The following is a 26,916-nucleotide window of genomic DNA, read 5'->3' as shown; positions in this document are numbered from 1 at the left end:
ATAGATGGTGACCGCACCGGCGCGTGGATCGTTCCCGGATCCCGGGCAGTCGGTGTTGCCGCACAGACACGTCAACCGGTCAGCGCCGGCCATGGCCGCGGCGAGCGCATCGGCGCGGCGTTCCCGTTTGGTCCGCGGGTCGTCTGCGCAGACACTGTCGGCCAACTGGTCGGCGCGCGCGTCGGTGAGCTTGGCGTCGGTGCTGCGCATGCGACCCCAAAATGACACGACACCGTCGGGGTCGTCCTTGTCGCCGAATTCGAGGTAGCGGTCCTTGGCTGCGGCCTTGGACCGGATGACGGCCAGCGGATCGAACCGGTGCACCCAGTAGTCGACGGCCCGGATCAACCCCTCCTCCGATAAGGCGCCGAACTGGTGGGCGTTCTCGGCGATCCCGGTATCGATGCGGGCCAGGGCGTCGGGGTCGGTGACCAGGTGGGTGCGCCAGGTGATCGCAGTGATCACTTTCGCCGAGATCGCACCCGACGCGAAGACCGCCGCGGTCTGCGGTAGCCGTTCGCGCAGGGCGACCCCGATGCGCATCTGGGTGCTCGCGGCCTGCGGCCCCAGGTTGCAGGCCGCCGAGACCTGCGCCTTGGCCAACGCCCACCCATCGATGAGCTTGAGCGCCGAGGTGTCGTCCTCGTCATCGCAATGCCGGGCTGTGACCTCGGCGACCAGCGCCAAACGACGCGCGGCAGCAGCAGCCTCGGCCTGCGTCTCCGCCGACAACGCAGAGGCCAGCGCCTCATCACTGAGCTCCCGCAAACCCAACGTTTCGAACATGTGTTCTATTATGCCATTCGGGTGTGACACGCCTCTCAGAACAAGGTGGGGTGCGCCGGTGCCGTGACTTCGGAGGAAACGGCACCGGCGCGGGCCGGCGTCGGCGGTGCCGACAATGCGACACGAGCCGATCGCCCAGTCAATCCGTACCGGGTGAGCAGCGGGGCCACCCGGGTACGTAGTTCATCGCGGTAATCGGACGGCAGGTACGCGCCACGCCGGTACAACCGCCGATACAGGAAAACCTGCGAGGGGTGTTCACGCTCCAGCCACTGCATGAACCAGCCGCGCGTAGAACCGCGCAGGTGCAGCCCGAACACCGTGGCCCCGGTCGCCCCGGCCTCAGCGATCCTGCGCAGCAGCTCGTCGAGGTGCTCGACGGAATCGGTCAGCCCCGGCAGCACCGGCGCGACCATCACATGGCAGTCCAGCCCCGCGTCACGCACCGCCGAGATCAACGCCAGCCGCGCCTCCACCGACGGGGTGCCGGGTTCAAGCGACTTCTGCAGATCGACATCCCCCACCGCCAGTGAGATCGACACGCTGGCGCCGGCGCCGTCGTGCGCCGCGTCGGCGATCAGCGGCAGATCGCGGCGCATCATGGTGCCCTTGGTCAGGATCGAGAACGGCGTACCCGAGTCCGCCAGCGCGCCCAGGATGCCCGGCATCAACCGGTAGCGCCCCTCGGCCCGCTGATACGGGTCGGTGTTGGTACCCAGCGCCACCGTCTCGCGAGTCCACGTGCGCCTGCACAGTTCACGCGAAAGCACCTCGGCGACATTCGTTTTCACCACGACCTGCGAGTCGAAGTCGGCACCGGGATCAAAATCCAGGTATTCGTGGGTCGGCCGCGCAAAGCAGTAGCGGCAGGCATGCGAACAGCCGCGGTAACCGTTGACCGTGTAGCGAAAAGGCAACATCGATGAATCCGGCACCTTGTTCAGAGCCGACTTGCAGAGGATCTCGTGGAAGGTGATCCCCTCGAACTCCGGCGTGCGCACACTACGGACGAATCCGAGGCGCGCCAGACCGGGCAGTGCCCCGTCGTCGACCCGCACCCCCTGCCCATCCCACCGCATGTCATCATCGAACAATTGTTCGATGTAAATGTCAAGCGACACGAAAAAGCGCCGGCCCGAATGGGCCGGCGCTCTCGCTCAACAACTATTGAGTCACCACTGGGTGCCCTGGCACCAGGGGCTGTACGGGTTGTCCTGCGCGGCGATGACTTGATCGCCGGCGACGATCTCGCAATGCGCGTTCGGTGCGCCGACGCCACCCTTGGTGGTGCTGCTCACCTGCAGGATCGCCCACTGCGGGTCAGCCAGGGTGGTCTCGAAGACCCACGGCGCCCCGGGGACGACGGTGACGGTCTCGCGCTTGGCGTAGGCGTACGCGTCGGCGTTGAAGGCGTCCAGGCTCGGCGGCTGCGCCGTCAGGTAGAACAGCTGGAACTGGTAGGGCGCGCCGGTGGTCAAGGTGTACCGCACCAGCTGACCCTCGGGCTCGGCATGAGCCGTTGCCGGCCCGAGCGCGAGAACCGCGCCCGCCGCCACAACAGCGGCACCAACAGTTGCACCGACCTTGCTCGTAGCTTTTCGCATGACCTTCACATCGTCGGACGCTACCTGATCGTTACAACGGCCACACAGGGCCCATATCGGCCCGGACAGCGGGCCCTTGTACCCGTAAATCACCGGAAAACACACATTGAGCAACAGGTTAATTTGTTCGTCACATAGAGAAATTTCACAGTAACCTAGTGCCCCTAACGTGCCGATTCGACACCCAATCGGGTCCGAAAGTTCCGCTAATGCAGCAGAACTCGAACGAAAGGCCGTAGATGCGTCTTACTCGCTCGACCTCCAAGAGATCGTTCCTGATAGCAGGAAGCGTCGCGATCTCCGCGTCGATGCTGCTCTCCGCCTGTGGCAGCAAGGCCACCGACGAGGCCGGCAGCGGCGCGGCATCCTGCGTCGACACCTCGGGTGACACGATCAAGGTCGGCTCGCTGAACTCGCTGTCGGGCACCATGGCCATCTCCGAGGTCACGGTCCGTGACTCGATCAAACTGGCGGTCGACGAGATCAACGCCGCAGGTGGCGTGATGGGCAAGCAGATCCAGCTGGTCGGTGAGGATGGCGCCTCGGAGCCCACGGTGTTCGCCGAGAAGGCCCAGAAGCTGATCAGCAGCGACTGCGTCGCCGCGGTGTTCGGTGGCTGGACCTCGTCGAGTCGCAAGGCCATGCTGCCGGTGTTCGAGGACAGCAACTCGCTGCTCTACTACCCGGTCCAGTACGAAGGCCTGGAGTCCTCCCCCAACATCTTCTACACCGGCGCCACCACCAACCAGCAGATCGTCCCCGCACTGGACTACCTGAAGGAAAAGGGCGTCAAGTCGCTCTACCTGGTCGGTAGCGACTACGTGTTCCCGCAGACCGCGAACCGAATCATCAAGGCGTACGCGGAAGCCAACGGCATCGAGATCAAGGGCGAAGACCTGACCCCGCTCGGCTCGACCGACTTCTCCACCATCGTCAACAAGGTGCGCACCGCCGATGCCGACGCAGTGTTCAACACCCTCAACGGCGATTCCAACGTCGCCTTCTTCCGCGAGTACAAGAACGTCGGCCTGACCCCGCAGGCCATGCCGGTCGTCTCGGTGTCCATCGCCGAAGAAGAGGTCGGCGGTATCGGTGTCCAGAACATCACCGATCAGCTGACCGCGTGGAACTACTACCAGACCATCGACACCCCGGTGAACAACACGTTCGTCGCCGCCTACAAGAAGGCCTATGGCGAGAACAAGCCCACCTCGGACCCGATGGAGGCCGCCTACGTGTCGGTCTACCTGTGGAAGAACACCGTCGAGAAGGCGCAGTCGTTCGACGTCAAGGCAATTCAGGACAACGCCGACGGCGTGACGTTCGAGGCCCCCGAGGGTCTGGTGACCATCGACGGCGAGAACCACCACATCACCAAGACTGCGCGCATCGGTGAGATCAAGCCCGACGGCCTCATCTACACCGTCTGGGAGTCCGACGGCCCGATCGAGCCGGACCCGTTCCTGAAGTCCTACCCGTGGGCCGCCGGCCTGTCCGGCTAGGTCTCACATGGATGTCCTCGTCGGACAGCTGGCGACAGGATTGAGCCTCGGCTCGATCCTGTTGCTGGCTGCACTCGGTCTCTCACTCACGTTCGGCCAGATGGGCGTCATCAACATGGCGCACGGCGAGTTCATCATGGCCGGCTGCTACACGACCTTCGTCGTCCAGCAGATCGTCTCCAATGCGGGTGCGTCCCTGCTGATCTCGCTGGTCATCGGATTCATCATCGGCGGACTGTTCGGCGTGCTGTTGGAGGTCACCCTGATCCAGCGGATGTATCACCGCCCGCTGGACACGCTGCTGGTGACCTTCGGTGTCGGACTTGTGTTGCAGCAGTTGGCCCGTGACATCTTCGGTGCACCTGCCGTCAACGTCGTCGCGCCGTCCTGGCTGTCCGGCGGTTTCGAGATCTTCGGCGCCGTGGTTCCCAAGACCCGCATCTTCATCCTGGTGCTGGCCATCGCCTGTGTCACCGCGCTGGCGGTCGCACTCAAGGCCAGCCCCATGGGTCGACGGATCCGGGCGGTGGTGCAGAACCGGGATCTTGCTGAGACGAGCGGTATCTCGTCCCGCAAGACCGATATCACGACGTTCTTCATCGGGTCAGGCCTGGCCGGTGTCGCCGGTGTGGCGCTGACGTTGATCGGTTCCACCAGCCCGACGATCGGTCAGGCCTACCTGATCGACGCCTTCCTGGTGGTCGTGGTCGGCGGTCTGGGCCAGATCAAGGGCACCGTCATCGCCGCGTTCGGTATCGGCTTCCTGAACTCGGTGATCGAGTACAACACCACGGCATCGCTGGCCAAGGTGATTCTGTTCGTGATCATCGTGATCTTCCTGCAGGTTCGCCCGCAGGGTCTGTTCACCGTGCGGACAAGGAGTCTGGTGTGAAAACGATCCTCGGACGTTGGCAGACCTGGGCGGGCTTCGGCGTGGCCGCGGTACTGCTGTTCGGTGTGGCGCCGGTGGCGTTGTCCACCTTCCGACTCGGCCTGCTCGGCCAGTTCCTGTGCTACGCAATCGTCGCGGTCGGCATCGGTCTGGCCTGGGGCCGCGGCGGCATGCTGGTGCTGGGCCAGGGAGTGTTCTTCGGTATCGGCGGCTACATCATGGGCATGCACCTGAAGATCGCCGACGCCCAACTCGCCGGCAACGATGTGCCCGACTTCATGCAGATCCAGGGTGTCCGCGAACTGCCGGGCTTCTGGGCACCGTTCGCCTCACCGCTGGTGACGCTGCTGGGCATCATCCTGATCCCGACGGGTGTCGCGGCCGCGCTCGGCCTCGGTGTGTTCAAGCGTCGGGTCAAGGGCGCGTATTTCGCGATCCTGTCGCAGGCGTTGGCGGCCGCTCTGGCGATCTTGCTGGTCGGCCAGATGAGTCTCGGTGGATCCAATGGGCTCAACGGTTTCCGGACGTTCTTCGGCTTCCGGCTGGCCGACCCGGCGAACAAGCAGATGCTGTACTTCATCGCGGCAGGCACCCTGTTGGTGGCCGTCGCGGTGGTGCGTCAGCTGATGCAGAGCCGGTACGGCGAACTGCTGGTGGCGGTGCGCGACGGTGAGGAGCGGGTCCGCTTCCTCGGTTACGACCCCGCCAACATCAAGGTCGTCGCCTACACCGCGGCCGCCCTGTTCGCCAGCATCGCCGGTGCGCTGTTCGCCCCGATCGTGGGCTTCATCAGCCCATCGCAGGTGGGCATCCTGCCCTCCATCGCGTTCCTCATCGGGGTGGCCATCGGCGGACGCACGACGCTGCTGGGTCCGGTACTCGGGGCCATCGGCGTGGCATGGGCGCAGACGCTGTTCTCCGAGCAGTACCCGTCCGGTTGGATCTACGGGCAGGGCCTGCTGTTCATCCTGGTTGTCGGGTTCTTCCCCGCCGGCCTGGCCGGTCTGGCGGTGTTCCTGCGCCGCAAGCGCAAGGGCAAGCCCGACGACGAACCCAAACCGGTTGCGCAACCTGATCCCGACCCTGAGCCCGAGAAGGCCGGAGCCACCACATGACCGACGTGCAGACCGAGAACCATCCGGAGCCCGCCGCCGGCGGCAACGTCGGCATGGGCACCCAGTACCTCGAAGTGCGGGGCCTCACTGTCGATTTCGACGGCTTCAAGGCGGTGCAGAACGTCGACCTGACGTTGTTCCAGGGCGACCTGCGCTTCCTGATCGGCCCCAACGGCGCCGGCAAGACCACGGTGATCGATGCCATCACCGGACTGGTATCGGCCACCGGGTCGGTGAGCAAGTCCGGTGTGGAACTGCTGGGCAAGAAGGTGCATCAGATCGCCCGCAACGGCGTCGGGCGTACCTTCCAGACGGCGACGGTGTTCGAGCAGCTCACCGTGCTGCAGAACCTCGATATCGCGGCCGGAGCCGGCCGGTCGGCGTGGTCACTGCTGCGCCGTCGCTCGGGCATCCTGCCGTCAATCGAAGAAGCGCTGGACACAACGGGTTTGACCGATCTGGTGGACAAGCCCGCCGGGGTGCTGGCGCACGGTCAGAAGCAGTGGCTGGAGATCGGCATGCTGCTGGTACAGAACGCCGATGTGCTACTGCTCGACGAACCGGTGGCCGGCATGAGCCACGAAGAACGCGAGGAGACCGGAAACCTGTTGCGGCGCATCGGCGGTGAACGCACCGTCGTGGTCGTCGAGCACGATATGGACTTCATGCGTGCCTTCGCGACATCAGTGACGGTGCTGGCCCGTGGCCAGGTGATTGCCGAGGGTTCGGTGGCCGAGGTACAGGCCAACCCGAAGGTGCAGGAGGTCTACCTGGGCACGGCGGCGGCAGGTACCGAGGGCGTGCCCGACGAACTGAAAGAGGAAGCCTGATGCTCGAACTCGTCGACGTCCGCAGCGGCTACGGCCGTTCGGAGGTCATCCACGGGGTCAACCTCGAGGTGCCCTCCGACGGTGTGGCCGCGGTGATGGGTCACAACGGCGCGGGAAAGACCACGCTGCTGCGGGCCGCCGTCGGCCTGCTCAAATGCAGTGCGGGCAAGGTGTTGTTCGACGGTGAGGACATCACCAAACTGCGGCCGAGCGCGCGGGTGGCGCGCGGTATCGCCTATGTGCCGCAGGGGCAGCAGTCCTTCGGTCAGCTCACCACCGCGGAGAATCTGCAGGTGGTCGCCGACGGCCGCAAGAACGGCAAAGCACTGATCGATGAGCAACTGGACCTGTTCCCGGCGCTCAAGGAGCTGCTGACCCGGCGCGCCGGGCTGCTCTCGGGCGGCCAGCGCCAACAGCTCGCGATCGCCCGGGCACTGATCACCACTCCGAAATGCCTGATCCTGGACGAGCCGACCGAGGGTATCCAGCCGTCGGTGGTCGCCGAGATCGAGGAGGCGATCACTGCCCTGACCCAGCGCGGTGACATGGGTGTGCTGCTGGTCGAACAGCACATCGGCTTTGCGCTGGAATCCTCGCAGCGGTACTACATCCTGGAGGCCGGCCGGGTGACCTCCAGCGGCACCGGAGGGTCGTCCTCCGAGGCCGAGGTGCGCGCAGCGATGGCTATTTGACGGCACCGGCGTCGCTGCTTTCTGACACAAGCCGAGTGTGAATCCTCTGCGGAAGACCATGCGCGTCGCCGCAGGGGATTCACACCTGTCGCGCATCAACTACCGCGTGAACCGCTCCCATGCCGTTTGACGCGTGACCCCCAGCGCAGCAGCGACTTTGGACCATGCGACGCCACGCTCGCGGAGTTCGTTGACGCGAGCGCGGAGATCCGCTTCGACATTCGCTGTCGTCGCGGCGATCCGTGGAATCTCGTCGAGCAGTTCGTCGTCGGAATAGTCCTCGCGGTCGCGCAACGGTGCCATCTCCGGACTGCGCCGGTCCTCCAGTATGCCCACACAGAGCCCAACGCATGTGTCGCAGATGTACACCCCGGGTCCGCTGATGAGCTTCGCCACCTCTCGGGATTCCTTCCCGCAGAAGGAGCAGAACATCGTCGCCGATACAGCCTTCCCCACCGGAAATCCCCCTTCCAGCGTCAGGTCGAACCTGACGCACGTGTCAGGATAGACCTGACACGCTTGGGGATCAAGCTTCGAGCTCCAGCAGTACCGTCACCGGTCCGTCGTTGACGAGTTCGACCTGCATGTGCGCACCGAACTCGCCAGTGCTGACCGGTGCACCCAGCGCACGTAAACAATCGGCGAACCGATCGATCAGGGGTTCGGCGACCGGTCGTGGGGCGGCGGCATTCCAGGAAGGCCGCCGCCCCTTGACCGTATTGGCGTACAACGTGAACTGACTGACCACCAGGATCGGCGCACCTACATCGGCGGCGGCCTGCTCCTCGTCGAGAATGCGTAGCCGCCAGAGTTTTTCGGCCATCTTCTCGACGATGTCGACCGAGTCGGTGTGCGTGACGCCGACCAGCGCCAGCAGTCCCTGCCCGGCTGGGTTGATCTCCCCCACCGTCGCGCCGTCGACGACCACCCGGGCCGCGCTGACCCGTTGCACCAAAACTCGCATGCCCCGACCCTAGAGTGTGTCCATGACGCGCATCATCGCCGACCACGGCGGCCTGGTGATCGCCGAGGACGGTCCCGACATCCTCGTCATCGACCGCGGCAACGGGGCCGCCGAGACAACGGCCTTCGTCCTTCTCGTCGGCACGCTGGTGTGCGGCGGATTCGGCATCATCGCACTGCTACTCGGCGGCGTACCGACTCCTGTCGCGGCGGCCGTCCTCGGGGTCGGCACACTGCTCGGCATCGGACTGTTCGTCATGGTGCGGTCGATCCGTCGCCGCCGGCACGCCCCGTTGGACACGTTCGTGCCCATCGCGGTATTCGACCGTGCGCGTCGCACCTACCGAGACGGCACCGGACGGCAGGTACCACTGGACCACATCCGCATCCACCGTCGGATGCAGCTGACCTCCAGCTCACCCAAACTGGTTGTCACCACACCGCACGGCACCCAGATCCTCAAGCGCGGCAACCCGTTCGGCGGTGGGATCGGCAACCTGGAGGCCACGCTGACCGCCGCGGTGTTCGGGCCTGCTCAGCCGAGCCGGGACTGAACCTCGGCGACCACCGACGCCACGGCGACATCGACCTGCTCGCCGGTGCCCAGATCCTTCACCCCGACGGTGCCCGCCTCGATATCGCGGTCACCGGCCACCAGCGCCAGCACGGCCCCGGAACGGTCGGCACCCCGCATGGACGCCTTGAGGCTGCGGTCACCGTAGGCCAGGTCGACCCGGATTCCATTGGCCCGCAGGGCCGCCGCCAGCTTGGCGAGTTCCAGCTTGGCGGTCTCCCCCAGCGGCACGCCGTACACGTCCACCCGGTTCTGGGCTCCGACAGACTTGCCCTCGGCACGCAGCGCCAGCAGCGTGCGGTCGACACCGAGGCCGAACCCGATACCGGACAGATCCTGCCCGCCGAGCTGGCTCATCAGCCCGTCGTAGCGGCCGCCGCCACCGATCCCGGACTGCGCGCCCAGGCCGTCGTGTACGAACTCGAAGGTGGTCTTGGTGTAGTAGTCCAGTCCGCGGACCATCCGCGGGTTCACCACATACGGCACTGCCAGCGCGTCCAGGTGCGCGAGCACGGTGTCGAAATGCGCCTTGGCCACTTCGGAGAGGTGATCGAGCATGAGCGGCGCGTCGGCGGTCATCTCACGCACGGCCGGGCGCTTGTCGTCGAGCACCCGCAGCGGGTTGATCTCCGCGCGGCGCCGGGTCTCCTCATCGAGGTCGAGCTTGAACAGGAAGTCCTGCAACAGTTCCCGGTACTGCGGACGGCACGTGTCATCGCCCAGCGAAGTGATCTCCAGCCGGAAACCATCCAGGCCCAGTGAGCGGAAGCCCGCATCGGCGATGGCGATCACCTCGGCATCCAGCGCGGGATCATCGACACCGATGGCCTCGACGCCGACCTGCTGCAGCTGCCGGTAGCGACCGGCCTGCGGGCGTTCGTAGCGGAAGAACGGGCCCGAATAACACAGTTTGACCGGCAGTTGTCCGCGGTCCAGACCGTGCTCGATGACCGCACGCATGACGCCCGCGGTGCCCTCCGGGCGCAGCGTCACCGACCGCTCACCGCGGTCGGCGAAGGTGTACATCTCCTTGCTGACCACATCGGTGGACTCGCCGACACCCCGGGCGAACAGCGCGGTGTCCTCGAATATCGGCAGCTCGACATCGCCGTAACCCGCACGACGCGCGGCGCCCAACAGGCCGTCGCGCACCGCGACGAACGCGGCCGAGTCGGGCGGCAGGTAATCCGGCACGCCCTTGGGTGCCCTGAAATCAGTCAAAGTCTCAAACCTTCGAGGAATGGGTTGGTACGTCGTTCGATGCCGATGGTGCTGCTCGGACCGTGTCCAGGTAGCACCACGGTGGCGTCGTCGAGCACCAACAGTTTTGTCAGGATGGAATCCAGCAGCGCATTACCGCTGCCGCCGGGCAGGTCGGTGCGCCCCACCGAGCCCTGGAACAGGGTGTCCCCGGTGAACACCCCGGCGGGTGTCCGGAAGCAGACCGACCCCTGCGTGTGCCCGGGTGTGTGGTCGACGGTGACCCGGATGGCCCCGAGGTCGAGCACCTCACCGTCGGTGCGCAGTTCGACCAGTTGGCGCGGCTCGGAGAAGAACGCCCCCAGCGTCAGCCGGGCCAGCGTCCCCCAGAACACCGAGGTGCCGAGCCCCTTGACCGGATCAGTCAGCATCATGCGGTCCGCCGGATGGATGTACACCGGGCAGCCGTAGCGGTCGGCCACCTTCTGCGCCGACCAGATGTGATCGATATGGCCGTGTGTCAGCAGCACCGCCGCCGGGGTCAACCGCTGTTCGTCGAGGATGCGCTGCAACCGGCCCGACGCCGACTGCCCGGGGTCGACGATGACGGCGTCGGCCCCGGCATGCGGTGCCAGCACGTAGCAGTTGCACGCCAGCACCCCCGTCGGAAATCCGGTGATGAACACCCGGCCAGTTTCCCACGTCGTGTTTCGGCAGCCCTACTCGCGCGGGTCGCACGGCCCGCACTCAGAATCGCCTGGCACACTCGTTGCCGACGTGCACGGCGAACGAGGAGGACAGCGGCGGTGCCGACCAACGAACAGCGACGGGCGAACGCGAAGCGCAAGCTCGATCGGCAGCTCGAGCGACGGGCAGCGCGGGCCAAGCGGCAGCGCCTGCTCACGATCATCGCCTCGGCGACCGGCGTGATCGTGGTGATCGGCGCGGTCGTGGCGACCGTCGTCATCACGAACAAGGATTCCGACACCACCGCGTCGGCATCGACCACCACCAGCGCCGACCCGAACGCACCGCAGCCCGCCGCGGACGGCAAGCTGCCTGCCTTCGTCGCGCCTGCGGGGCTGGGCCAGGACTGCCAGTACCCGGCCGCCGCGGCCGCCAGCAAGCCCAACAACCCGCCGCGCACCGGGGCCATCCCGATGGACGAGCCCGAGATCAGCGTCAGCATGGCGACCGATCAGGGCAATATCGGCCTGCTGCTCAACAACGCGCAGGCCCCCTGCACCACCAACAGCTTCGCCAGCCTCGCCGGCCAGGGCTACTTCAACGACACCGTGTGCCACCGACTGACCACCAGCGACAGCCTGTCGGTGCTGCAGTGCGGTGACCCGACCGGTCAGGGCACCGGCGGCCCCGGTTACCAGTTCGCCAACGAGTATCCGACCAACCAGTACCAGCCGGACAACCCGGCGCTGCAGAGCCCGGTGCTGTACCCGCGTGGCACGTTGGCCATGGCCAACGCCGGCCCGGGCACCAACGGCAGCCAGTTCTTCCTGGTCTACAAGGACTCCCAGCTACCGCCCAACTACACCGTGTTCGGCACCATCGACGAGACCGGTTTGGCGACACTGGACAAGATCGCCGGCGCCGGGGTCGCAGGCGGCGGTCAGGATGGCGAGCCCGCCACCAAGGTGCAGGTGAAGACCATCCAGCTGGACTGAGCCATGTATCCACCGGCGCCCTACGGCTACCCACCACCGGCGGCACGCCCGACGAACTCGCTGGCCATCGCGGCGCTGATCTGCGGCATCCTGATCGCACCGCTGGGCATCGTGTTCGGCCACATCTCGCTGTACCAGATCAAACGCAGCGGTGACGAGGGCCGCGGGATGGCCATCGCGGGGCTGGTGCTCGGTTACCTGCTGACCGTGCTCGGGGTGCTGGTGGTCATCGTCGCGGTGGTGGCCACCCGGGCGGTCGTCGAGGACATCCGCAACTACAACCCGTCCTCACCCGGCTACACCGCGCAGCCGGGCCTGGTCGAGGAGCTGCCGGAGTTCAAACCACCGGCGACGCTGGGATCCAACTGCCAGTACCTCAAGACCGCCGAGCCGGCGAGCAAGCCGGTGGACCCGCCCCGGATGGGCCGGGTACCCACCACGCCCGCGATCGTCGAGGCCGAGATCACCACCGACCGCGGACGCATCGGCATCCAGCTCAACAATGCGCAGGCGCCCTGCACCGTCAACAATTTCGCCAGCCTGGCCGCCCAGGGGTTCTTCACCGGCAGCGACTGCCACCGGCTGACCACCGCCGCCGACCTCGGCGTCCTGCAGTGCGGTGACCCGACCGGCACCGGCCAGGGTGGGCCCGGCTACCAGTTCCCCAACGAGTACCCGACCAATCAGTACCGGCTGACCGACCCGGCCATCCGGGCCCCGGTGCTGTACCCGCGCGGCACCCTCGCGATGGCCAACGCCGGCTCGGGCACCAACGGCAGCCAGTTCTTCCTGGTCTACGAGGATTCACAGCTGCCGCCGACCTACACGGTGTTCGGCAGCATCGATCCCAGCGGGTTGGACATCCTGGACGAGATCGCCGCCGACGGCGTGGCCGACGGTGGCGACGACGGTGCGCCGGCTACCCCGGTCACCATCGAGTCCGTGATCGTGCAGTGATGGTCGCCGGCGTCTTTCTGCTCATCCTGGGACTGTTCGCGTTCATCGCCGCGGGCACGCTGGCCCGACGGGTGTGGCGGATGCGGACCTATGTGGCGGTGCCCGGTCGGATCCGGACCGACGGACAGTGCTACGAATACGTCTTCCGCGGCACTGCGTACACCCGGGACCGCGCCGCGGACGACCCGGCCGATGTGGTGACGGTGTACGTCAATCCGGCCGACCCCACCGACGCGGTGCTGACCCGCGCCGGCTACGGCCTCACCGTGGCCGCCGCGGCCACCGGTGTGCTGGCCGTCCTGATCGGGACGGCGTTGGTGGTCGACTGAGTCAGGCGCGCTTGGACTCGATGTAGAACTCCACGTCGTCGCCGTCGACCTTGGTGATCTTCACATTGGCGACGTAATCGCCGTCCGGTCCGGTGAACGTGCAGTCGAACTCGGTGCCGACCTCGGCCTTGACCCCGTCCGGGCAGGCGGTGTCCTTGGGCGTGAAACCGGTCTCCCGGGAAACCATGTCGGTGACCGACTTGGCGGCGCCCTCGGGCTTGATGGTGGACCCACACGCACCGACGACCAGTGCCAACGACGCGATGACGAGCACCAGGGCTTTACGCATGCGCGAAGTATGGCACTACGCCGCCGAGGTCACCCGGTACACGTCGTACACGCCCTCCACATTGCGCACCACGTTCAGCACATGGCCCAGATGCTTCGGGTCGCCCATCTCGAAGGTGAACCGGCTGATGGCCACCCGATCGTTGGAGGTGGTCACCGATGCGGACAGGATGTTGACCTTCTCGTCGGCCAGCACCCGGGTGACATCGGAGAGCAACCGGTGCCGGTCGAGCGCCTCGACCTGGATGGCGACCAGGAACACCGACGACGGCGACGGCGCCCAGTGCACCTCGATGATCCGCTCGGACTGTTCCTGCAGCGACTCGGCATTGGTGCAGTCGGTGCGGTGCACACTGACCCCGCCGCCCCGGGTAACGAAACCCATGATGGTGTCGCCGGGAACCGGGGTACAGCACTTGGCCAACTTGGTCAGCACGCCGACAGCACCCGGCACCGACACCCCGACGTCATCGCTGGTGCGCTGACGCACCGGCATGGTGGCCGGGGTGGACCGCTCGGCGATCTCGTCCTCGGCCTCCTCGTCACCGCCGAATTGCGCCAGCAACCGCTGCACGACGTGCCGCGCCGAGGTGTGTCCCTCCCCCACCGCAGTGTAGAGCGCCGACACATCCGCGTAGTGCAGTTCGCGGGCCAGGTTGGACATCGAGTCCACACTCATCAAGCGCTGCAAGGGAAGTCCGCCGCGGCGCACCTCGCGGACGATGGCTTCCTTGCCGGCCTCCAGCGCCTCCTCGCGACGCTCCTTGGCGAACCATTGCCGGATCTTGGCCTTCGCCCGCGGAGAGACCACGAACGTCTGCCAGTCCCGCGATGGCCCGGCGTTGGCGGCCTTCGAGGTGAAAACCTCGACCTGGTCCCCGTTTTCGAGCTTGCGCTCCAGGGCCACCAGTCGATGGTTGACACGGGCACCGATACACCGGTGCCCGACCTCGGTGTGCACGGCATAGGCGAAGTCGACCGGGGTGGACCCGGTGGGCAGTGTCACCACGTCACCCTTCGGGGTGAACACGAAGATCTCCTGCACCGCAAGGTCGTAACGCAACGACTCCAGGAACTCGCCGGGGTCGGCGGCCTCCCGCTGCCAGTCGAGCAGCTGGCGCATCCAGGCCATCTCGTCGACCTCTGCCGCGGTGTGCCCGCCCGGTACCCCGTTGCGGCCCTTGGTCTCCTTGTACCGCCAGTGCGCCGCGATACCGAATTCCGCGGTGTCGTGCATATCGGTGGTGCGGATCTGCACCTCCAGCGGCTTGCCCTCCGGTCCGATGACGGTGGTGTGCAGCGACTGGTAGACCCCGAAGCGCGGCTGGGCGATGTAGTCCTTGAACCTGCCGGCCATCGGCTGCCACAGCGAATGCACCACGCCCACAGCGGCATAACAGTCGCGCATGTCATCGCACAGGATCCGGACACCGACCAGATCGTGGATATCGTCGAAGTCGCGGCCCTTGACAATCATCTTCTGGTAGATCGACCAGTAGTGCTTCGGCCGGCCCTCGACGGTGGCGTTGATCTTCATGGCCGCCAGCGAGGAACCGATCTCGGCGCGGACCCGGGCCAGGTAGGTGTCGCGCGACGGTGCCCGGTCGGCCACCAACCGGACGATCTCCTCGTACCGCTTCGGGTGCAGGATCGCGAAGGACAGATCCTCCAGCTCCCATTTCACCGTCGCCATGCCGAGCCGGTGGGCAAGGGGCGCAATGACTTCCAAGGTTTCGCGGGCCTTGCGGGCCTGCTTCTCCGGCGGCAGGAACCGCATGGTGCGCATATTGTGCAGGCGGTCGGCGACCTTGATCACCAGCACCCGCGGATCGCGCGCCATCGCGATGATCATCTTGCGGATGGTCTCGCCCTCGGCCGCGCTACCGAGTGCGACCTTGTCGAGTTTGGTCACCCCGTCTACCAGATGCCCGACCTCGCTGCCGAAGTCTCCTGTCAGCTCGTCCAGCGAGTAGCCGGTGTCCTCGACGGTGTCGTGCAGCAGCGCGGCCACCAACGTGGTGGTGTCCATGCCGAGCTCGGCCAGAATGTTCGCCACCGCCAGCGGATGGGTGATGTACGGGTCACCGGAGCGGCGCAGCTGATCAGCATGCCGCTGTTCGGCGACATCGTAGGCGCGCTGCAGGATGGCCAGGTCGGCCTTCGGATGGAACTGGCGGTGCACCGCGACCAGCGGCTCAAGCACCGGGTTGACCAGGCTGCGCTGGGAGGTCATCCGCCGCGCCAGACGGGCCCGTACGCGTCGGGAGGCGCTGATCTTCGAGGTGTCCGGGGCAGCGTTCTCACCCGGCGGCGAGACCTGTACCTGCTGCCCGGTGACCTGCTGCCCGGTGCCGCTGTCGTCAGCCACGTTCACCTCCTCGCCATCGTGTGGACTTCGAGAATATCCCTCAGCCTGTGATGAGACTCGTTACCGGCAGCGGCTGGACCGCCGCGCGTCCGCCCAGGCCCACCAACTCCAGCACCACCGCGGCACCGATGACCCGGGCGCCGGCCTTGGTCAGCACCTGCGCGGCCGCGCCAAGTGTCCCGCCGGTCGCCAGCACGTCGTCGATCACCAGAACACTGCGGCCGGCCAGATCGATACCGTCGGCCGGCACCTCCAACGTCGCCGAACCGTATTCCAGGTCGTAGGCCACCGAGTGCACCGGCGGGGGCAGCTTGCCGCCCTTGCGGACGGCCAGCACTCCTGTGCCGCGCCGCAGTGCCACCGCGGCACCCAGCAGGAACCCGCGGGCATCCAGACCGGCGATCAACTCGGCCTCCTGCGCGACCTCGGCCAGCGCGTCGGTGAGCACCGCCAGGCCCTGCGGGTCGGCCAATACCGGGGTCAGATCCTTGAATTGGACCCCGGGACTCGGGAAGTCGTCCACCTCCCGGGTCAGCCGCTTGATGAGCGCCGCGGCATCACTCACGACTGAGTCCACCTGTCCATGTTCCAGCCTGCTCCCCATCGGGTCGGATTGGGGCTGACCGCCCCCACCTGCTTGGCGGTCAGCAAGGTGCGCTGCTGACGGTACAGCGGCAGCGTCGGAACGTCTGCCCAGAGGATCGGTCCGCTCTCACCGAGCAGCCTGGCGAGCTCCTTGGGATCCGCGGCGACCACCAGTGCGTCGATGATGCCGTCGATGCGCTCGTTGCTGTACCCGGACAGGTTGTTGCCGTTACCGGTGTGCAGGTCGTAGGCGTCCAGCGCGGGCGATCCGGTCGAGCCGCTGCCCGCCGCACCTCCGGTGCTGGCGATCAGCACGTCGATGGTGTTGTCGCGCAGGCTGTGTGGGCCGACGTCGGCACCGGCGGCATCGGTGATCGTGATGCCCGCGGGGGCACACGCCTGGGCGATCGCCCCGACGGTGGCCGCCAGTCGCGGGTTGGGACTCTGGTACCCGATCCGCACGGCCAACGGCTGGTTGTTCAGCGCCAGCCGAGCACCCTCGATGTTGGCGACCGCGAACTGTCCTGCCTCCCCGGCACCTTCGGCCGCAGACAGGGCATCCTCGGCGGTCGGCGACAGTCGGGCGTTGGCCACCGGCACCCCGGCGTTGCCGGCGATGGTGTCGCGCGGTGTGCACAACGACAGGGCACGGCGGTTCGGCGGCGCGGCCATCGGTCCCTGCGCCGAGAAGATGAGCTGTTCGATCCCGGCCGACGGGCTGTCGGTGCGCGTGTACCCGGCCGGCAGGTTCAGCGTGCCCGAGGATCCGGCCGCGATGTCGACGACGTCGAAGGACCCGTTGTTGATCCGGTCCTGGATATCGGCGCCTCGCGCCCATACCGTCACCCGCGGCGCGGCCGGTGCCGCACCCCACCACTTGTCGTTGGCGACCAGCACCACCGCGCCCTCGTCGGTGACCGATTCGACCTTGTAGGGACCCGAGGACGGCAGCTTCTTCACATCGGTGCCCGGCCCGAGATTCCAGCTGGTGTTCCAGGCGGTGGCGATCCGGTCCATCGCCGGGAGATCGGGGGTCTGGACGGCCCGGGTGACCCCGCCCTCACCGAGGCCGAGTTCGTCGGCCAGCACGTGGGAGGGCATCAGCGAGGTGGCACCGAACAGCTGGCCGTAGTCGACGATCCCCCGGTCCTGGGCAAAGGTGACCCGGGCCTTCTTCTGGCCGGGCACACAGTCCACCGTGGCGATATCGCGGTAGCCGGCCGAGCTGGCGGCATCGAAGGCGGGGAACCGGCCGGACTGCGCCGCCCAGGTCAGCACCATGTCATCGCAGGTGATGGGTTTGCCGTCGGAGTACACCGCGTCGGCATTGATCTCGTAGTCGAGGATCAGCGGCGCGCGGCCGACCACTGCGACGGTGCCGTAATCGCGGTCGCTGACCGTCTGACCGTCGGGACCGCGGTAGGTGAAACCGGTCAGCACGCGGGCGAAGGCCTGTGGTCCGCCGGACGCGGCACCGCTGACGGTGTTGGTGTTGTAGCTGTTGAGCGTGCCGTCGACGGCGTAGTCGATGACGCCGTCGGAGCCCGACGAACAGCCGGCCAGCGCCACCGCGGCGACAGCTGCCACCGCACCGGCCCGGATCCTCGCCCGAGGCATTACGTCCGCCGTTTGCCCGACGGTCGGTTGGGGCGCAACGGCTTTGCCCCCGGTGCAGGCTTGTCCGGGGCCGGGCCGGCCGGGGCGGTGACCTCGGCGGCGGCGCTCTCCTCCACGGCGTCCTCGGACTCATCGAGCTCGACGGCGCCGTCGGACTTGGCCGCGACCGCGGCCCGCCGGCGCATGACCTTGCGGGTGTGCGACTTCACGATGTCGGTGCGCTCACGCAGACTCACCAACAGCGGGGTGGCGAAGTAGATCGACGAGTAGGTTCCGACCAGGACACCGACCAGCTGCACCAGCGCCAGGTCCTGCAGGGTGCCCACACCCAGCAGCCACACCGCGATCACCATCAGCGCGATGATCGGCAGCGCCGAGATCAGACTGGTGTTGATCGAGCGCATGAAGGTCTGGTTGACCGCCAGGTTGGCCTGTTCGGCGAAGGTTCTTCGGGTGGTGTGCTCGAAACCCTCGGTGTTCTCCTCAACCTTGTCGAACACGATGACGGTGTCGTAGATCGAGAAGCCCAGGATGGTCAGCAGACCGATCACGGTGGCCGGGGTGACCTCGAAGCCCACCAGGGCGTACACCCCGGCGGTGACGATCAGGTCGAAGAACATCGCCGCCAGTGCGGCCAACGCCATGTACCGCTCGTAGCGCACGGTGATGTAGATCGAGACCAGCACCAGGAACACCACCAGCGCGATGAGTGCCTTCTGGGTGATCTGGCCACCCCAGGTCGAGGACACCGCGGAATCGCTGATGGCCTGGATACTGGGCTGGCCGTCGGTGCCCTTGGGTGCGAACGCGTCGAACAGCGCCGTCCGCAGCTTCTCGGTCTCCTCGTTGCTCAGCGTCTCGGTGCGGATCTGCACGGTTGCCGACGGCCCGTTGCCGACGATGACCACCGTCTCGGGCGCCTGCCCCATCGCCTCGCTGTAGACCGTCTCGACCTGTTCGGTGGTGGCCTGCGCCTTGGCGCCGTCCACCGGCATCGAGACCTTGGTGCCGCCCTCGAAGTCGATACCGAAGGTGAAACCGCGCAGCAGCATCGCCAGCAGCGAGATCGCGACGATGGCACCGCTGACCGCGTACCAGAGCTTGCGCTTACCGATGACCTCAAAGGCACCGGTTCCGGTGTAGAGGCGCACGAAGAAGCCGTGCTGCGCAGCGGGGGCGGAGGCCCCGGTTCCGGACGCCACGGTCTCTTCGGAGGAATGCTTGGCCGACATCTGACTAACCCCGTCCTGTCGTCGGCGCGGCACGCCGTTCGCGGGCGATCTGCTGGACGGCCCCGAGACCGTTGAACGTCGGTTTGGCCAGCGTCGCGGACTTAGAGGACAGGTAGACAAGCGGCCAGGTCACCAGGAACACCACAAGAACGTCGAGGATGGTGGTCAGCCCCAGCGTGAACGCGAAGCCCTTCACCTGGCCGACAGCCAGGACGTAGAGAACCGCGGCGGCCAGGAAGGTGACGGCGTTACCGGACAGGATTGTCTTGCGGGCCCGGGCCCAACCGCGCGGCACCGCCGACCGGAAGGACCGTCCCTCGCGGATCTCGTCCTTGATGCGTTCGAAGAACACCACGAACGAGTCCGCCGTGGTGCCGATACCGATGATCAGACCGGCGATACCCGCGAGGTCCAGGGTGTAGCCGATCCATCTGCCGAGCAGCACCAGTAGTGCGTAGACCATGGCCCCGGCCAGGATCAGCGACAGCGCGGTCAGCAACCCGAGCACCCGGTAGTAGAGCAGCGAGTACAGCAGCACCAGCGCCAGACCGACGGCTCCGGCGATCAGGCCGGCGTTCAGCGAGCTCAAACCCAGGGTGGCCGAGACGGTTTCGGCCTCGGAGGATTCAAAGGACAGCGGTAGCGAACCGTACTTGAGGACGTTGGCCAGCTCACGCGCCGAGGCGTCGGTGAACTGCCCGGTGATCTGGGTGCGACCGCCCGGGATCGCCTCCTGGATCTCCGGGGCGCTGACCACCTGCGAGTCGAGTGTGAAGGCGGTCTGGGTGCCGACGTTGGCCGCGGTGAAATCGGCCCAGATCTGCGAGCCACCGCTCTTGAACTCGACATCGACGACGTAATCGCCGCGCTGCTGATCCAACCCGGAGCCGGCGGTCTGGATCTCCTCGCCGCTCATGATCGACTTGTCCAGGAGGTAGACGGTGTTGTGGTCGACCGAGCAGGTGACCAGCGGCAGGTTCGGGTCGTCGTTGCCCGCCAGCACATCGTCCTCGTTGCAGCGGGTCGCCTGGAACTGCAGGGCGAGCAGCTGGATGCTCTGATCGGTGCTCTGCCGCAGCTGCTTCTCGTCGGCGATGCGCTGGGCCAAGCTGGCGTCATCATCCGGGGTGCCCGGAGCCTCGGTGGCCGGTGCGGGTGCCGGCGCCGGGGTCGGCGCGGGTCCCGGCGGCGGCGGTTCCAGCGGATAAGGCCGCGGTTGGGCCGGTGGCGGCGCGGCCGGGTCACCCGGCTGCCCGGGGGTGCGGACGGGAGCCTCGGGTTCGGCGGGTGCGATCCCCGGCAGCAAGCCGGGATCCATCCCGGGTGGCATCCCGGGGATCTCGCCGCCCGGTGGCAGGCCCGGTGGCGCCCCCTCGGGGGCGCCCTCAGGCTGCTCGCCGGCCGGCTGGGCCGGCATCGCGTGGATGACCGGACGGATGTAGAGCCGCGCGGTCTGGCCGAGGCTGCGTGCTTCGGAGCCGTCGTTGCCGGGCACGGTGATCACCAGGTTGTCGCCGTCGATCACCACTTCCGAGCCGGACACACCCAGACCGTCGACGCGGGAGCTGATGATCTCCTGCGCCTGCAGCAGCGATTCACGCGAGGGCTGTGAGCCGTCGGGGGTGCGTGCGGTCAGGGTGACGCGGGTGCCGCCCTGCAGGTCGATACCCAGCTTCGGCTCGGGCTTCTTGTCGCCGGTCAGGAAGACCAGGAGATAGACACCGATGAGGAGTGCCAGGAAGAGCGACAGATAGCGGGCAGGGTGGACCGGCGCCGAAGACGATGCCACGGTTCTTGGGTCTCCTCGAAACGATCAGGACGGCTGGTACTCAGGACTGCGCTACCGGGAGGGTACGCGGTGAACCTGGCTCAGTTGCTGTCAGTCTTGGGTGTCGGGCGATCGGTGAGTTCCTCGGCGCCGGTCACCTCGTCGAAGGTCTCGTCGGCGTCGTCGTCCTCGTCGTAGTCGGATTCTTCGATGCGGTCGCGGATGGCGAGCTTCATCCAGGTGGTGACGACACCGGGGGCGATCTCCAGGTCGACATAGTCATCGGTGATCCCGGCGATGGTGCCCTGCAGGCCCGAGGTGGTGTGCACCCGGTCGCCGACGGTCAGCGAGTTGTGCAGGTCGATCGTGGCCTGCATGGCCTTCTTCTGACGGCGCGAGGCGAAGAACATGAAGGCGCCCAGGATGATGAAGAGGGGCAGGAATACGACGAGATCCATGAAACTGCTGTCCTTCGCGGGTTTGTTCAGCGGGTACGGGTCACCAGTGTGCCATTAGCCCTACCTCCGCCCTGCCGCTCACCCCGCGATACAACGATCAACATGGTTTCCATCGACGGAAATCGTGGCACAATAGGCCGGAATGAACGTGATCCGTAGGTGGATCACGCGTCAATTGCTGTTTTCACCCGCTCATCACCAGGAGTCAGCCGTGACTGCCGTCGAACAGACCCGCCATCTCGCCACCGCCATCCCGGGACCGAAGTCGTCGGCCCTGATCGAACGCAAGAACGCTGCGGTGTCGCGCGGTGTGGGAACGACAATGCCGGTGTACGCCGCGCGCGCCGCCGGTGGCATCCTCGAGGACATCGACGGTAACCGGCTGATCGATATGGGCTCGGGTATCGCCGTCACGACGATCGGCAACTCCTCGCCGCGCGTGGTCGACGCCGTCAGCGATCAGGTCGGGCTGTTTACCCACACCTGTTTCATGGTGACGCCGTACGAGGGTTATGTGGCCGTGGCCGAACACCTCAACCGCCTCACCCCCGGGGGCGGCGAGAAGCGCTCGGCACTGTTCAACACCGGTTCCGAGGCGGTCGAGAATGCTGTCAAGATCGCCCGCTCCTACACCCGCAAGCAGGCCGTCGTCGCGTTCGACCACGCCTATCACGGCCGCACCAACCTCACGATGGCGCTGACCGCCAAGTCGATGCCCTACAAGAACGGGTTCGGCCCGTTCGCTCCGGAGATCTACCGGGCTCCCCTGTCGTATCCGTTCCGCGATGCCGAGTTCGGCAAGGAACTGGCCAATGACGGCGAACTGGCCGCCAAACGCGCCATCAATGTCATCGACAAGCAGGTCGGCGCCGACAATCTGGCAGCGGTCATCATCGAGCCGATCCAGGGTGAGGGTGGGTTCATCGTGCCCGCCCCGGGTTTCCTGTCCGCGTTGCTGGCGTGGTGCCGGGACAACAATGTGGTGTTCATCGCCGACGAGGTGCAGACCGGGTTTGCGCGTACCGGCGCGATGTTCGCCTGTGAGCACGAGGGCATCGAGCCCGATCTCATCGTCACCGCCAAGGGCATCGCCGACGGCCTGCCGCTGGCCGCGGTGACCGGGCGCGCCGAGATCATGGACGCCCCGCATGTGTCCGGACTGGGGGGCACCTATGGCGGCAACCCCGTCGCCTGTGCCGCGGCGCTGGCGACCATCGAGACCATCGAGACCGACGGCCTGGTCGCCCGCGCCGGACAGATCGAGCGGCTGATGAAGGACCGGCTGCACCGGATGCAGGCCGATGACGAACGCATCGGTGATGTCCGCGGGCGCGGCGCCATGATCGCGGTGGAACTGGTCAAGGCCGGTACCACCGAACCCGATGCCGACCTGACCAAGGCGCTGTGCGCGGCCGCGCATGCCCAGGGTGTGATCGTGTTGTCCTGCGGAACTTACGGAAACGTGCTGCGCTTCCTGCCGCCGTTGGCGATCGGCGACGAACTGCTCACCGAGGCGCTCGACATCCTGGCCGCGGCGCTGAAGACGCTGTAGCCCAACAGATCAGACGGCCGTTCACCGACCGCGCCAGAACTCCCTGATCGCACCGAGCACCGCATCGCGATCGATCAGCAGCGGCGAGGAGTGGCCCGAACCTGCCGTCGCCACGACGTGCGCGTCGGCCATGGCCTCGGCCACCGCGGCGGCATCGGCAGGGCGCCAGCCGGTGATGTCGTCGCGACCGGCGATGATGAGCGTAGGCGCGCCGATGCGCCTCATCTGGGCGGACATGCCTGGACGGTGCAGCATCATCGACCGGATCGCATGGAACATGGCCGACCGCTGCGCACCCGTGAAGGCACCCATGACGAGGGTCGCGAGATCCGGTGCCATGGTTTGCGATTCGGCTCCGACCAACGCATCCGACAGCGGTTTGAGCAGCAGCGGATTCGGCCCGACGAGTCGGTACAACTGAACCAGCGGCCAAGCCTTGGTCCAGCGCTCCATCGGGCGCAGCGCGTGCGCCGGCGTTCCGATGGTGGTCAGGGTGCGGATGCGCGACGGGCGATCCGACGCCAACTGGATGCCGACATGACCTCCCCAGGCATTGCCCACCCAATGCACCGGACCACGCACGCCGAGATCGTCGAGCACCGCCTCGGCGGCGGACACGCATTCGGCGAAGGTGAAATCCCGGGCGATCGGCTCGCTACGGCCATGGCTCGGGCCGTCGATGACCGTCACCGCGTGATCGGATGCCAGTTGCTCGGCCAGTCCGCACCAGGACCGGGAATCGAGAAAGAGGCTGTGCCACAACACCACAGGATCGCCAGATCCGATGGTCTCGACATGCAGGCGCCCCAGCCGGGTGGTCGTACCGCTCATGGCGATCCCCATTACCTTGAATACTTCGGAACCCGAAACTTCGGAATCCGTAGTATTCTCCGCTTTCATGGGGCCGTCAAGGGACCGCCTGGCGATCGGGCAATTGCTGGTTCGACTGTTGCACGAGTTCCGTGACGACCTGGCCGCTCCTCGCGTGGAGGCCGGGTTCGGCGATATCCGCGAACCGCATTTCCAGATCTTCGGCAACGTCCGGCTCGGCGGAATACGACTGACCGAGCTGGCCGAGCGCGCGCAGCTGAGTCTGGCGGCCACCTCCGAGCTGGTGAACAACCTGACCGAACTCGGCTATCTGGAGCGCCGGCCGGATCCGAACGATGGGCGGGCCAAGCTCATCGATCTCACCGAACGCGGCCGGGCGTTGATGAGCGCGGCGGGTGCCCGGGTCGACGACCTCGAGCAACGGTGGGGAGCGATCGTGGGTGAGCACGAGTTCGCCCGTATGTGCTCGACGATGCAACGCCTTCTCGACGAGCTCAACCCGGAGCAGGCTCGTGACTGACCCGTATGGTGATAGCGACCACCGCGCGTACCTCTCCCCCGCTGGCCGTCCCGGCGGACATCACGCCTGTTCGCACTCTCCTCGGCGGTGCGCGTGTCGATCGCCGGACTCGTGGCGTTCACGCACACCAGCCCGTTCCTCACGCTGATCCTCGGCATCGGGGCGAGGCCACCCGACTGGTGCGCGATCGCGGCGCGCTCGGCGTGGTGATGGTCGACCTGGATGCGTTCAGGCGATCAACGACACCCAGGGCCATGCCGCCGGTGATCGCGTTCTGACCTCGGTGGCGGCGGTATTGCGCAAGGTCGCCGGCGGCGATGCGGTGGTCGCGCGCATCGCCGCCGGCGAGGAATTCTGTATCGCCGGGATGATGAGCGACCGGCACCTGCGGCATCTGGCCGACCGGGCGCTGCCGCGCCATCGGGTACGTCATGCCGCCGACCTGCCCGCTACTAGTGCGGAACCGGCGTCCGACGGGACCCGAACAACCGATTCTTCAGCGACCGACGCCGAGTCGGGGCCGTCACCTGATCCGGTTCGGTCGCCATGATCGGACCGGTCGCCATCGGTGCCTCGACCGGCGCCTCCACGACCGCGGCCTCCCGCAGCGCGACATCACGGACGCTGCGCACCGACAGTCGGCCGATGGCGGCGGCGCCCAAGAACACGATCAACGCGCCGAGACCGGAGAAGTAGGCCAGTTCGAGCAGCACACTCTTGGCTTGGGTGACCGCGACCGGACTTCCCGGGGTGCCGAGGCCGAGCGGTCCCGCGAACGCGCGGCCGACAACGAACCAGGCACCGGCGCCCACGCCGAGCCAGCCACCCAGCATCGCGGTGGCGCGATTGCGGGACATCAGCAACAGCAGGCCACCGACCAGGGCCACCGCACCCGGCAGCACCTGCAGCCAGCCACGTCCCATGGTCCACGCCCACGGTGAGTCGGGTGTATAGGCGAAACCGAAATAGGGGCCGACGAAGGGCACGAGTGCACCCCAGGCGCCGAGCACGATCAACAGAAAACCGCTCAGGGCACCGCGGCTACGCGAGATCTTCATGTGGGCCTCCTCTGTCGACGCACTGAGTACCCAGCCCAGACCGCCCGAAACTAGGTGATCATGTGGACGACCAGCAGAATCACCGCGATCAACGGGAACGCCCCCTGGGTGATAGCGGCGCGCGCCTTGTCCGGTGAGGACAGCAGCAGCACCAGCGCGGCGGCCAGCATGGAGCCCACCCCGGCCAGGATCAGCGCGGCACCCACCCCGTGGCGCCCGAGCCCGACGGCGACGATGCCGACCCCGCCGATGATGGCCAGGAACAGGTTGTAGAAACCCTGATTGAAGGCCATCTCCTCGGTGTTCTCGGCCTCCTGCGCACTGAGGCCGAAGGTGGCGCGGGTGCGCGGTGAAGTCCAGGTGAGCGATTCCATCACGAAGATGTAGACGTGCAGCAGCGCGGCCAGGCCCGCGAAGATCAGTGCGCCGGTGAGCATGCAGCTCATTCAAACAGGCCGGCCTGGCCCAGTCCGCGAACCGGCGGCTGCAGCCCCAGATGTGTCCACGCCAGCGGTGTCGCGACCCGGCCACGCGGGGTGCGGGCAATCATCCCGGCCCGGACCAGGAACGGTTCACACACCTCCTCGACGGTGGTCGCCTCCTCCCCGACCGCCACCGCAAGGGTCGACACGCCGACCGGTCCGCCGCCGAAGCTGCGGGTCAGCGCCGACAGCACGGCCCGGTCCAGCCGGTCCAGGCCCAGTTCGTCGACGTCGTAGACCTCCAGGGCCGCCTTGGCGATATCGCGGGTGATGACACCGTCGGCCCGCACCTCGGCGTAGTCGCGGACCCGGCGTAGCAGCCGGTTGGCGATGCGTGGCGTGCCGCGCGAGCGGCGGGCCACCTCGGCACCGGCGGTGGCCTCCAGCTCGATACCCAGAATGCCCGCGCTGCGCGCCAGCACCCGTTCCAGATCGGCTGGGTCATAGAAATCCATGTGTGCGGTGAACCCGAACCGGTCGCGCAGCGGGCCGGTCAGCGCGCCCGAGCGGGTGGTCGCGCCCACCAGCGTGAACGGGGCGACATCGAGCGGGATCGACGTCGCCCCAGGGCCTTTGCCGACCACGACGTCGACCCGGAAGTCCTCCATCGCCAGATACAGCATCTCCTCGGCGGGCCGCGCGATGCGGTGGATCTCGTCGATGAACAGCACATCGCCCTCGACCAGATTGGACAGCATGGCAGCCAGGTCCCCGGCGCGTTCCAACGCAGGCCCCGAGGTGACCCGCAGCGCCGAGTTCAGTTCGGCGGCGATGATCATGGCCAGCGAGGTCTTGCCCAGCCCGGGCGGGCCGGACAGCAGAATGTGATCCGGTGTGCCGCCGCGGTTCTTGGCCCCCTCGATGACCAGTTGCAGCTGCTCGCGCACCCGGTGTTGGCCGATGAACTCACTGAGCGACCGTGGCCGCAGGCTGGCGTCGATATCACCTTCGCCCACGGTCAGCGCCGGGGAGACGTCCCGCTCGTCGGGGATGTCGTCTTCGGAGCCCTCGTCGAAGCGGCCCATCACTTC

Annotated in this window: 31 protein-coding genes; 13 read left to right on the top strand and 18 right to left on the bottom strand. The window is 67.0% G+C overall.

Annotation, left to right across the window (positions count from 1 at the left end; translation table 11 throughout):
* The 3 genes from ACLBYA_RS25710 to ACLBYA_RS25700 form a co-directional block, all read right to left on the bottom strand.
* Positions 1-786, bottom strand: a 786-nt coding sequence (locus tag ACLBYA_RS25710; protein WP_447712291.1) for a DUF222 domain-containing protein, incomplete at its 3' end; no start/stop codon positions are given.
* Between the two features lie 35 nt (positions 787-821).
* Positions 822-1,865: an Rv2578c family radical SAM protein gene (locus ACLBYA_RS25705; RefSeq protein ID WP_447712290.1), complete on the bottom strand. Its 1,044-nt coding sequence runs from the start codon at positions 1,863-1,865 to the stop codon at positions 822-824.
* 93 nt (positions 1,866-1,958) lie between these two features.
* Positions 1,959-2,390: a hypothetical protein gene (locus ACLBYA_RS25700; RefSeq protein WP_447712289.1), complete on the bottom strand. Its 432-nt coding sequence runs from the start codon at positions 2,388-2,390 to the stop codon at positions 1,959-1,961.
* A gap of 239 nt (positions 2,391-2,629) precedes the next feature.
* Here ACLBYA_RS25700 and urtA point away from each other — a divergent pair, with 239 nt between their 5' ends.
* From urtA to urtE, 5 genes are read left to right on the top strand one after another with little or no spacing between them, the layout of a single operon-like run.
* Positions 2,630-3,892, top strand: a complete 1,263-nt coding sequence (gene urtA, locus ACLBYA_RS25695) for an urea ABC transporter substrate-binding protein (RefSeq protein ID WP_447712288.1) — start codon at positions 2,630-2,632, stop codon at positions 3,890-3,892.
* A 7-nt stretch (positions 3,893-3,899) separates the two neighbouring features.
* A complete protein-coding gene (urtB, locus tag ACLBYA_RS25690; protein ID WP_447712287.1) occupies positions 3,900-4,784 on the top strand; it encodes an urea ABC transporter permease subunit UrtB in 885 nt (294 codons plus the stop codon).
* Positions 4,781-5,899, top strand: a complete 1,119-nt coding sequence (gene urtC / locus ACLBYA_RS25685) for an urea ABC transporter permease subunit UrtC (RefSeq protein ID WP_447712286.1) — start codon at positions 4,781-4,783, stop codon at positions 5,897-5,899. The genes urtB and urtC overlap by 4 nt, the downstream gene beginning before the upstream one ends.
* Positions 5,896-6,729: an urea ABC transporter ATP-binding protein UrtD gene (gene urtD, locus ACLBYA_RS25680; protein ID WP_447712285.1), complete on the top strand. Its 834-nt coding sequence runs from the start codon at positions 5,896-5,898 to the stop codon at positions 6,727-6,729. Before urtC ends, urtD begins: the two co-directional genes overlap by 4 nt.
* Positions 6,729-7,421 carry an urea ABC transporter ATP-binding subunit UrtE gene (gene urtE, locus ACLBYA_RS25675; RefSeq protein WP_447712284.1) on the top strand — a complete coding sequence of 231 codons (693 nt, stop codon included), beginning with the start codon at positions 6,729-6,731 and terminating at the stop codon, positions 7,419-7,421. Before urtD ends, urtE begins: the two co-directional genes overlap by 1 nt.
* Before the next feature lie 99 nt (positions 7,422-7,520).
* Here urtE and ACLBYA_RS25670 read toward each other — a convergent pair whose 3' ends face one another.
* A complete protein-coding gene (locus tag ACLBYA_RS25670) occupies positions 7,521-7,877 on the bottom strand; it encodes a ClpX C4-type zinc finger protein (protein WP_447712283.1) in 357 nt (118 codons plus the stop codon).
* A gap of 70 nt (positions 7,878-7,947) precedes the next feature.
* Entirely contained in the window at positions 7,948-8,385 is a 438-nt protein-coding gene (gene dtd, locus ACLBYA_RS25665) for a D-aminoacyl-tRNA deacylase (protein ID WP_447712282.1), read from the bottom strand.
* 22 nt (positions 8,386-8,407) lie between these two features.
* Between dtd and ACLBYA_RS25660 the strand changes: the two genes are divergently transcribed.
* On the top strand, positions 8,408-8,938 hold the full coding sequence (locus ACLBYA_RS25660) for a hypothetical protein (RefSeq protein ID WP_447712281.1): 531 nt from the start codon (positions 8,408-8,410) through the stop codon (positions 8,936-8,938).
* Here ACLBYA_RS25660 and hisS read toward each other — a convergent pair.
* Together hisS and ACLBYA_RS25650 are read right to left on the bottom strand one after the other, a co-directional pair.
* Complete coding sequence (gene hisS, locus ACLBYA_RS25655; RefSeq protein ID WP_447712280.1) at positions 8,920-10,179, bottom strand: histidine--tRNA ligase; 1,260 nt, start codon at positions 10,177-10,179, stop codon at positions 8,920-8,922. The two genes, ACLBYA_RS25660 and hisS, sit on opposite strands and share 19 nt — an antisense overlap.
* Positions 10,176-10,844, bottom strand: a complete 669-nt coding sequence (locus tag ACLBYA_RS25650) for an MBL fold metallo-hydrolase (RefSeq protein WP_447712279.1) — start codon at positions 10,842-10,844, stop codon at positions 10,176-10,178. The genes hisS and ACLBYA_RS25650 overlap by 4 nt, the downstream gene beginning before the upstream one ends.
* A 120-nt stretch (positions 10,845-10,964) precedes the next feature.
* On the opposite strand from ACLBYA_RS25650, the gene ACLBYA_RS25645 reads away from it, so the two are divergent.
* From ACLBYA_RS25645 to ACLBYA_RS25635, 3 genes are read left to right on the top strand one after another with little or no spacing between them, the layout of a single operon-like run.
* The gene (locus ACLBYA_RS25645) at positions 10,965-11,840 is read left to right on the top strand and encodes a peptidylprolyl isomerase (RefSeq protein ID WP_447712278.1); all 876 of its coding nucleotides are present in this window, start codon (positions 10,965-10,967) and stop codon (positions 11,838-11,840) included.
* A gap of 3 nt (positions 11,841-11,843) precedes the next feature.
* The gene (locus ACLBYA_RS25640; protein ID WP_447712277.1) at positions 11,844-12,797 is read left to right on the top strand and encodes a peptidylprolyl isomerase; all 954 of its coding nucleotides are present in this window, start codon (positions 11,844-11,846) and stop codon (positions 12,795-12,797) included.
* Positions 12,797-13,126 (top strand): DUF3592 domain-containing protein, encoded by a 330-nt coding sequence (locus ACLBYA_RS25635; RefSeq protein WP_447712276.1) that lies wholly within the window; start codon positions 12,797-12,799, stop codon positions 13,124-13,126. The genes ACLBYA_RS25640 and ACLBYA_RS25635 overlap by 1 nt, the downstream gene beginning before the upstream one ends.
* Before the next feature lies 1 nt (position 13,127).
* Here the strand turns inward: ACLBYA_RS25635 and ACLBYA_RS25630 are convergent, their stop codons facing one another.
* The 7 genes from ACLBYA_RS25630 to yajC form a co-directional block, all read right to left on the bottom strand.
* A complete protein-coding gene (locus tag ACLBYA_RS25630) occupies positions 13,128-13,415 on the bottom strand; it encodes a DUF4333 domain-containing protein (protein ID WP_447712275.1) in 288 nt (95 codons plus the stop codon).
* A 15-nt stretch (positions 13,416-13,430) separates the two neighbouring features.
* A complete protein-coding gene (locus ACLBYA_RS25625) occupies positions 13,431-15,782 on the bottom strand; it encodes a RelA/SpoT family protein (protein ID WP_447712274.1) in 2,352 nt (783 codons plus the stop codon).
* Positions 15,783-15,822: 40 nt separating this feature from the next.
* Positions 15,823-16,386, bottom strand: a complete 564-nt coding sequence (locus ACLBYA_RS25620) for an adenine phosphoribosyltransferase (protein ID WP_447712273.1) — start codon at positions 16,384-16,386, stop codon at positions 15,823-15,825.
* Entirely contained in the window at positions 16,344-17,984 is a 1,641-nt protein-coding gene (locus ACLBYA_RS25615) for an ABC transporter substrate-binding protein (protein ID WP_447712272.1), read from the bottom strand. Before ACLBYA_RS25615 ends, ACLBYA_RS25620 begins: the two co-directional genes overlap by 43 nt.
* On the bottom strand, positions 17,984-19,216 hold the full coding sequence (secF, locus tag ACLBYA_RS25610; RefSeq protein ID WP_447712271.1) for a protein translocase subunit SecF: 1,233 nt from the start codon (positions 19,214-19,216) through the stop codon (positions 17,984-17,986). Before secF ends, ACLBYA_RS25615 begins: the two co-directional genes overlap by 1 nt.
* A 4-nt stretch (positions 19,217-19,220) precedes the next feature.
* Positions 19,221-21,005 (bottom strand): protein translocase subunit SecD, encoded by a 1,785-nt coding sequence (gene secD / locus ACLBYA_RS25605; RefSeq protein WP_447712270.1) that lies wholly within the window; start codon positions 21,003-21,005, stop codon positions 19,221-19,223.
* 80 nt (positions 21,006-21,085) lie between these two features.
* Entirely contained in the window at positions 21,086-21,442 is a 357-nt protein-coding gene (gene yajC, locus ACLBYA_RS25600; RefSeq protein WP_447712269.1) for a preprotein translocase subunit YajC, read from the bottom strand.
* A 211-nt stretch (positions 21,443-21,653) separates the two neighbouring features.
* Between yajC and gabT the strand changes: the two genes are divergently transcribed.
* Positions 21,654-22,994 (top strand): 4-aminobutyrate--2-oxoglutarate transaminase, encoded by a 1,341-nt coding sequence (gene gabT, locus ACLBYA_RS25595; protein ID WP_447712268.1) that lies wholly within the window; start codon positions 21,654-21,656, stop codon positions 22,992-22,994.
* Positions 22,995-23,015: 21 nt separating this feature from the next.
* On the opposite strand, the gene ACLBYA_RS25590 is transcribed toward gabT, so the two are convergent.
* On the bottom strand, positions 23,016-23,825 hold the full coding sequence (locus ACLBYA_RS25590; protein ID WP_447712267.1) for an alpha/beta fold hydrolase: 810 nt from the start codon (positions 23,823-23,825) through the stop codon (positions 23,016-23,018).
* A gap of 67 nt (positions 23,826-23,892) precedes the next feature.
* On the opposite strand from ACLBYA_RS25590, the gene ACLBYA_RS25585 reads away from it, so the two are divergent.
* From ACLBYA_RS25585 to ACLBYA_RS25575, 3 genes are all read left to right on the top strand, one after another.
* On the top strand, positions 23,893-24,345 hold the full coding sequence (locus ACLBYA_RS25585) for a MarR family winged helix-turn-helix transcriptional regulator (RefSeq protein WP_447712266.1): 453 nt from the start codon (positions 23,893-23,895) through the stop codon (positions 24,343-24,345).
* An 87-nt stretch (positions 24,346-24,432) separates the two neighbouring features.
* On the top strand, positions 24,433-24,555 hold the full coding sequence (locus ACLBYA_RS25580; RefSeq protein ID WP_447712265.1) for a hypothetical protein: 123 nt from the start codon (positions 24,433-24,435) through the stop codon (positions 24,553-24,555).
* A 73-nt stretch (positions 24,556-24,628) separates the two neighbouring features.
* The gene (locus ACLBYA_RS25575) at positions 24,629-24,895 is read left to right on the top strand and encodes a hypothetical protein (RefSeq protein ID WP_447712264.1); all 267 of its coding nucleotides are present in this window, start codon (positions 24,629-24,631) and stop codon (positions 24,893-24,895) included.
* Here the strand turns inward: ACLBYA_RS25575 and ACLBYA_RS25570 are convergent.
* From ACLBYA_RS25570 to ruvB, 3 genes are read right to left on the bottom strand one after another with little or no spacing between them, the layout of a single operon-like run.
* Positions 24,798-25,403, bottom strand: a complete 606-nt coding sequence (locus tag ACLBYA_RS25570; protein WP_447712263.1) for a hypothetical protein — start codon at positions 25,401-25,403, stop codon at positions 24,798-24,800. The genes ACLBYA_RS25575 and ACLBYA_RS25570 overlap by 98 nt on opposite strands.
* 50 nt (positions 25,404-25,453) lie before the next feature.
* The gene (locus ACLBYA_RS25565; RefSeq protein ID WP_447712262.1) at positions 25,454-25,840 is read right to left on the bottom strand and encodes a DUF1304 domain-containing protein; all 387 of its coding nucleotides are present in this window, start codon (positions 25,838-25,840) and stop codon (positions 25,454-25,456) included.
* 5 nt (positions 25,841-25,845) lie between these two features.
* Positions 25,846-26,910 carry a Holliday junction branch migration DNA helicase RuvB gene (gene ruvB, locus ACLBYA_RS25560; protein ID WP_447712261.1) on the bottom strand — a complete coding sequence of 355 codons (1,065 nt, stop codon included), beginning with the start codon at positions 26,908-26,910 and terminating at the stop codon, positions 25,846-25,848.
* Between the last annotated feature and the right edge of the window lie 6 nt (positions 26,911-26,916).

The sequence above is a fragment of the Mycobacterium sp. C31M genome, assembly GCF_053345865.1.
The sequence above is the reverse complement of the archived record's forward strand: the minus strand, read 5'-3'. Positions and strand labels throughout refer to the sequence as shown.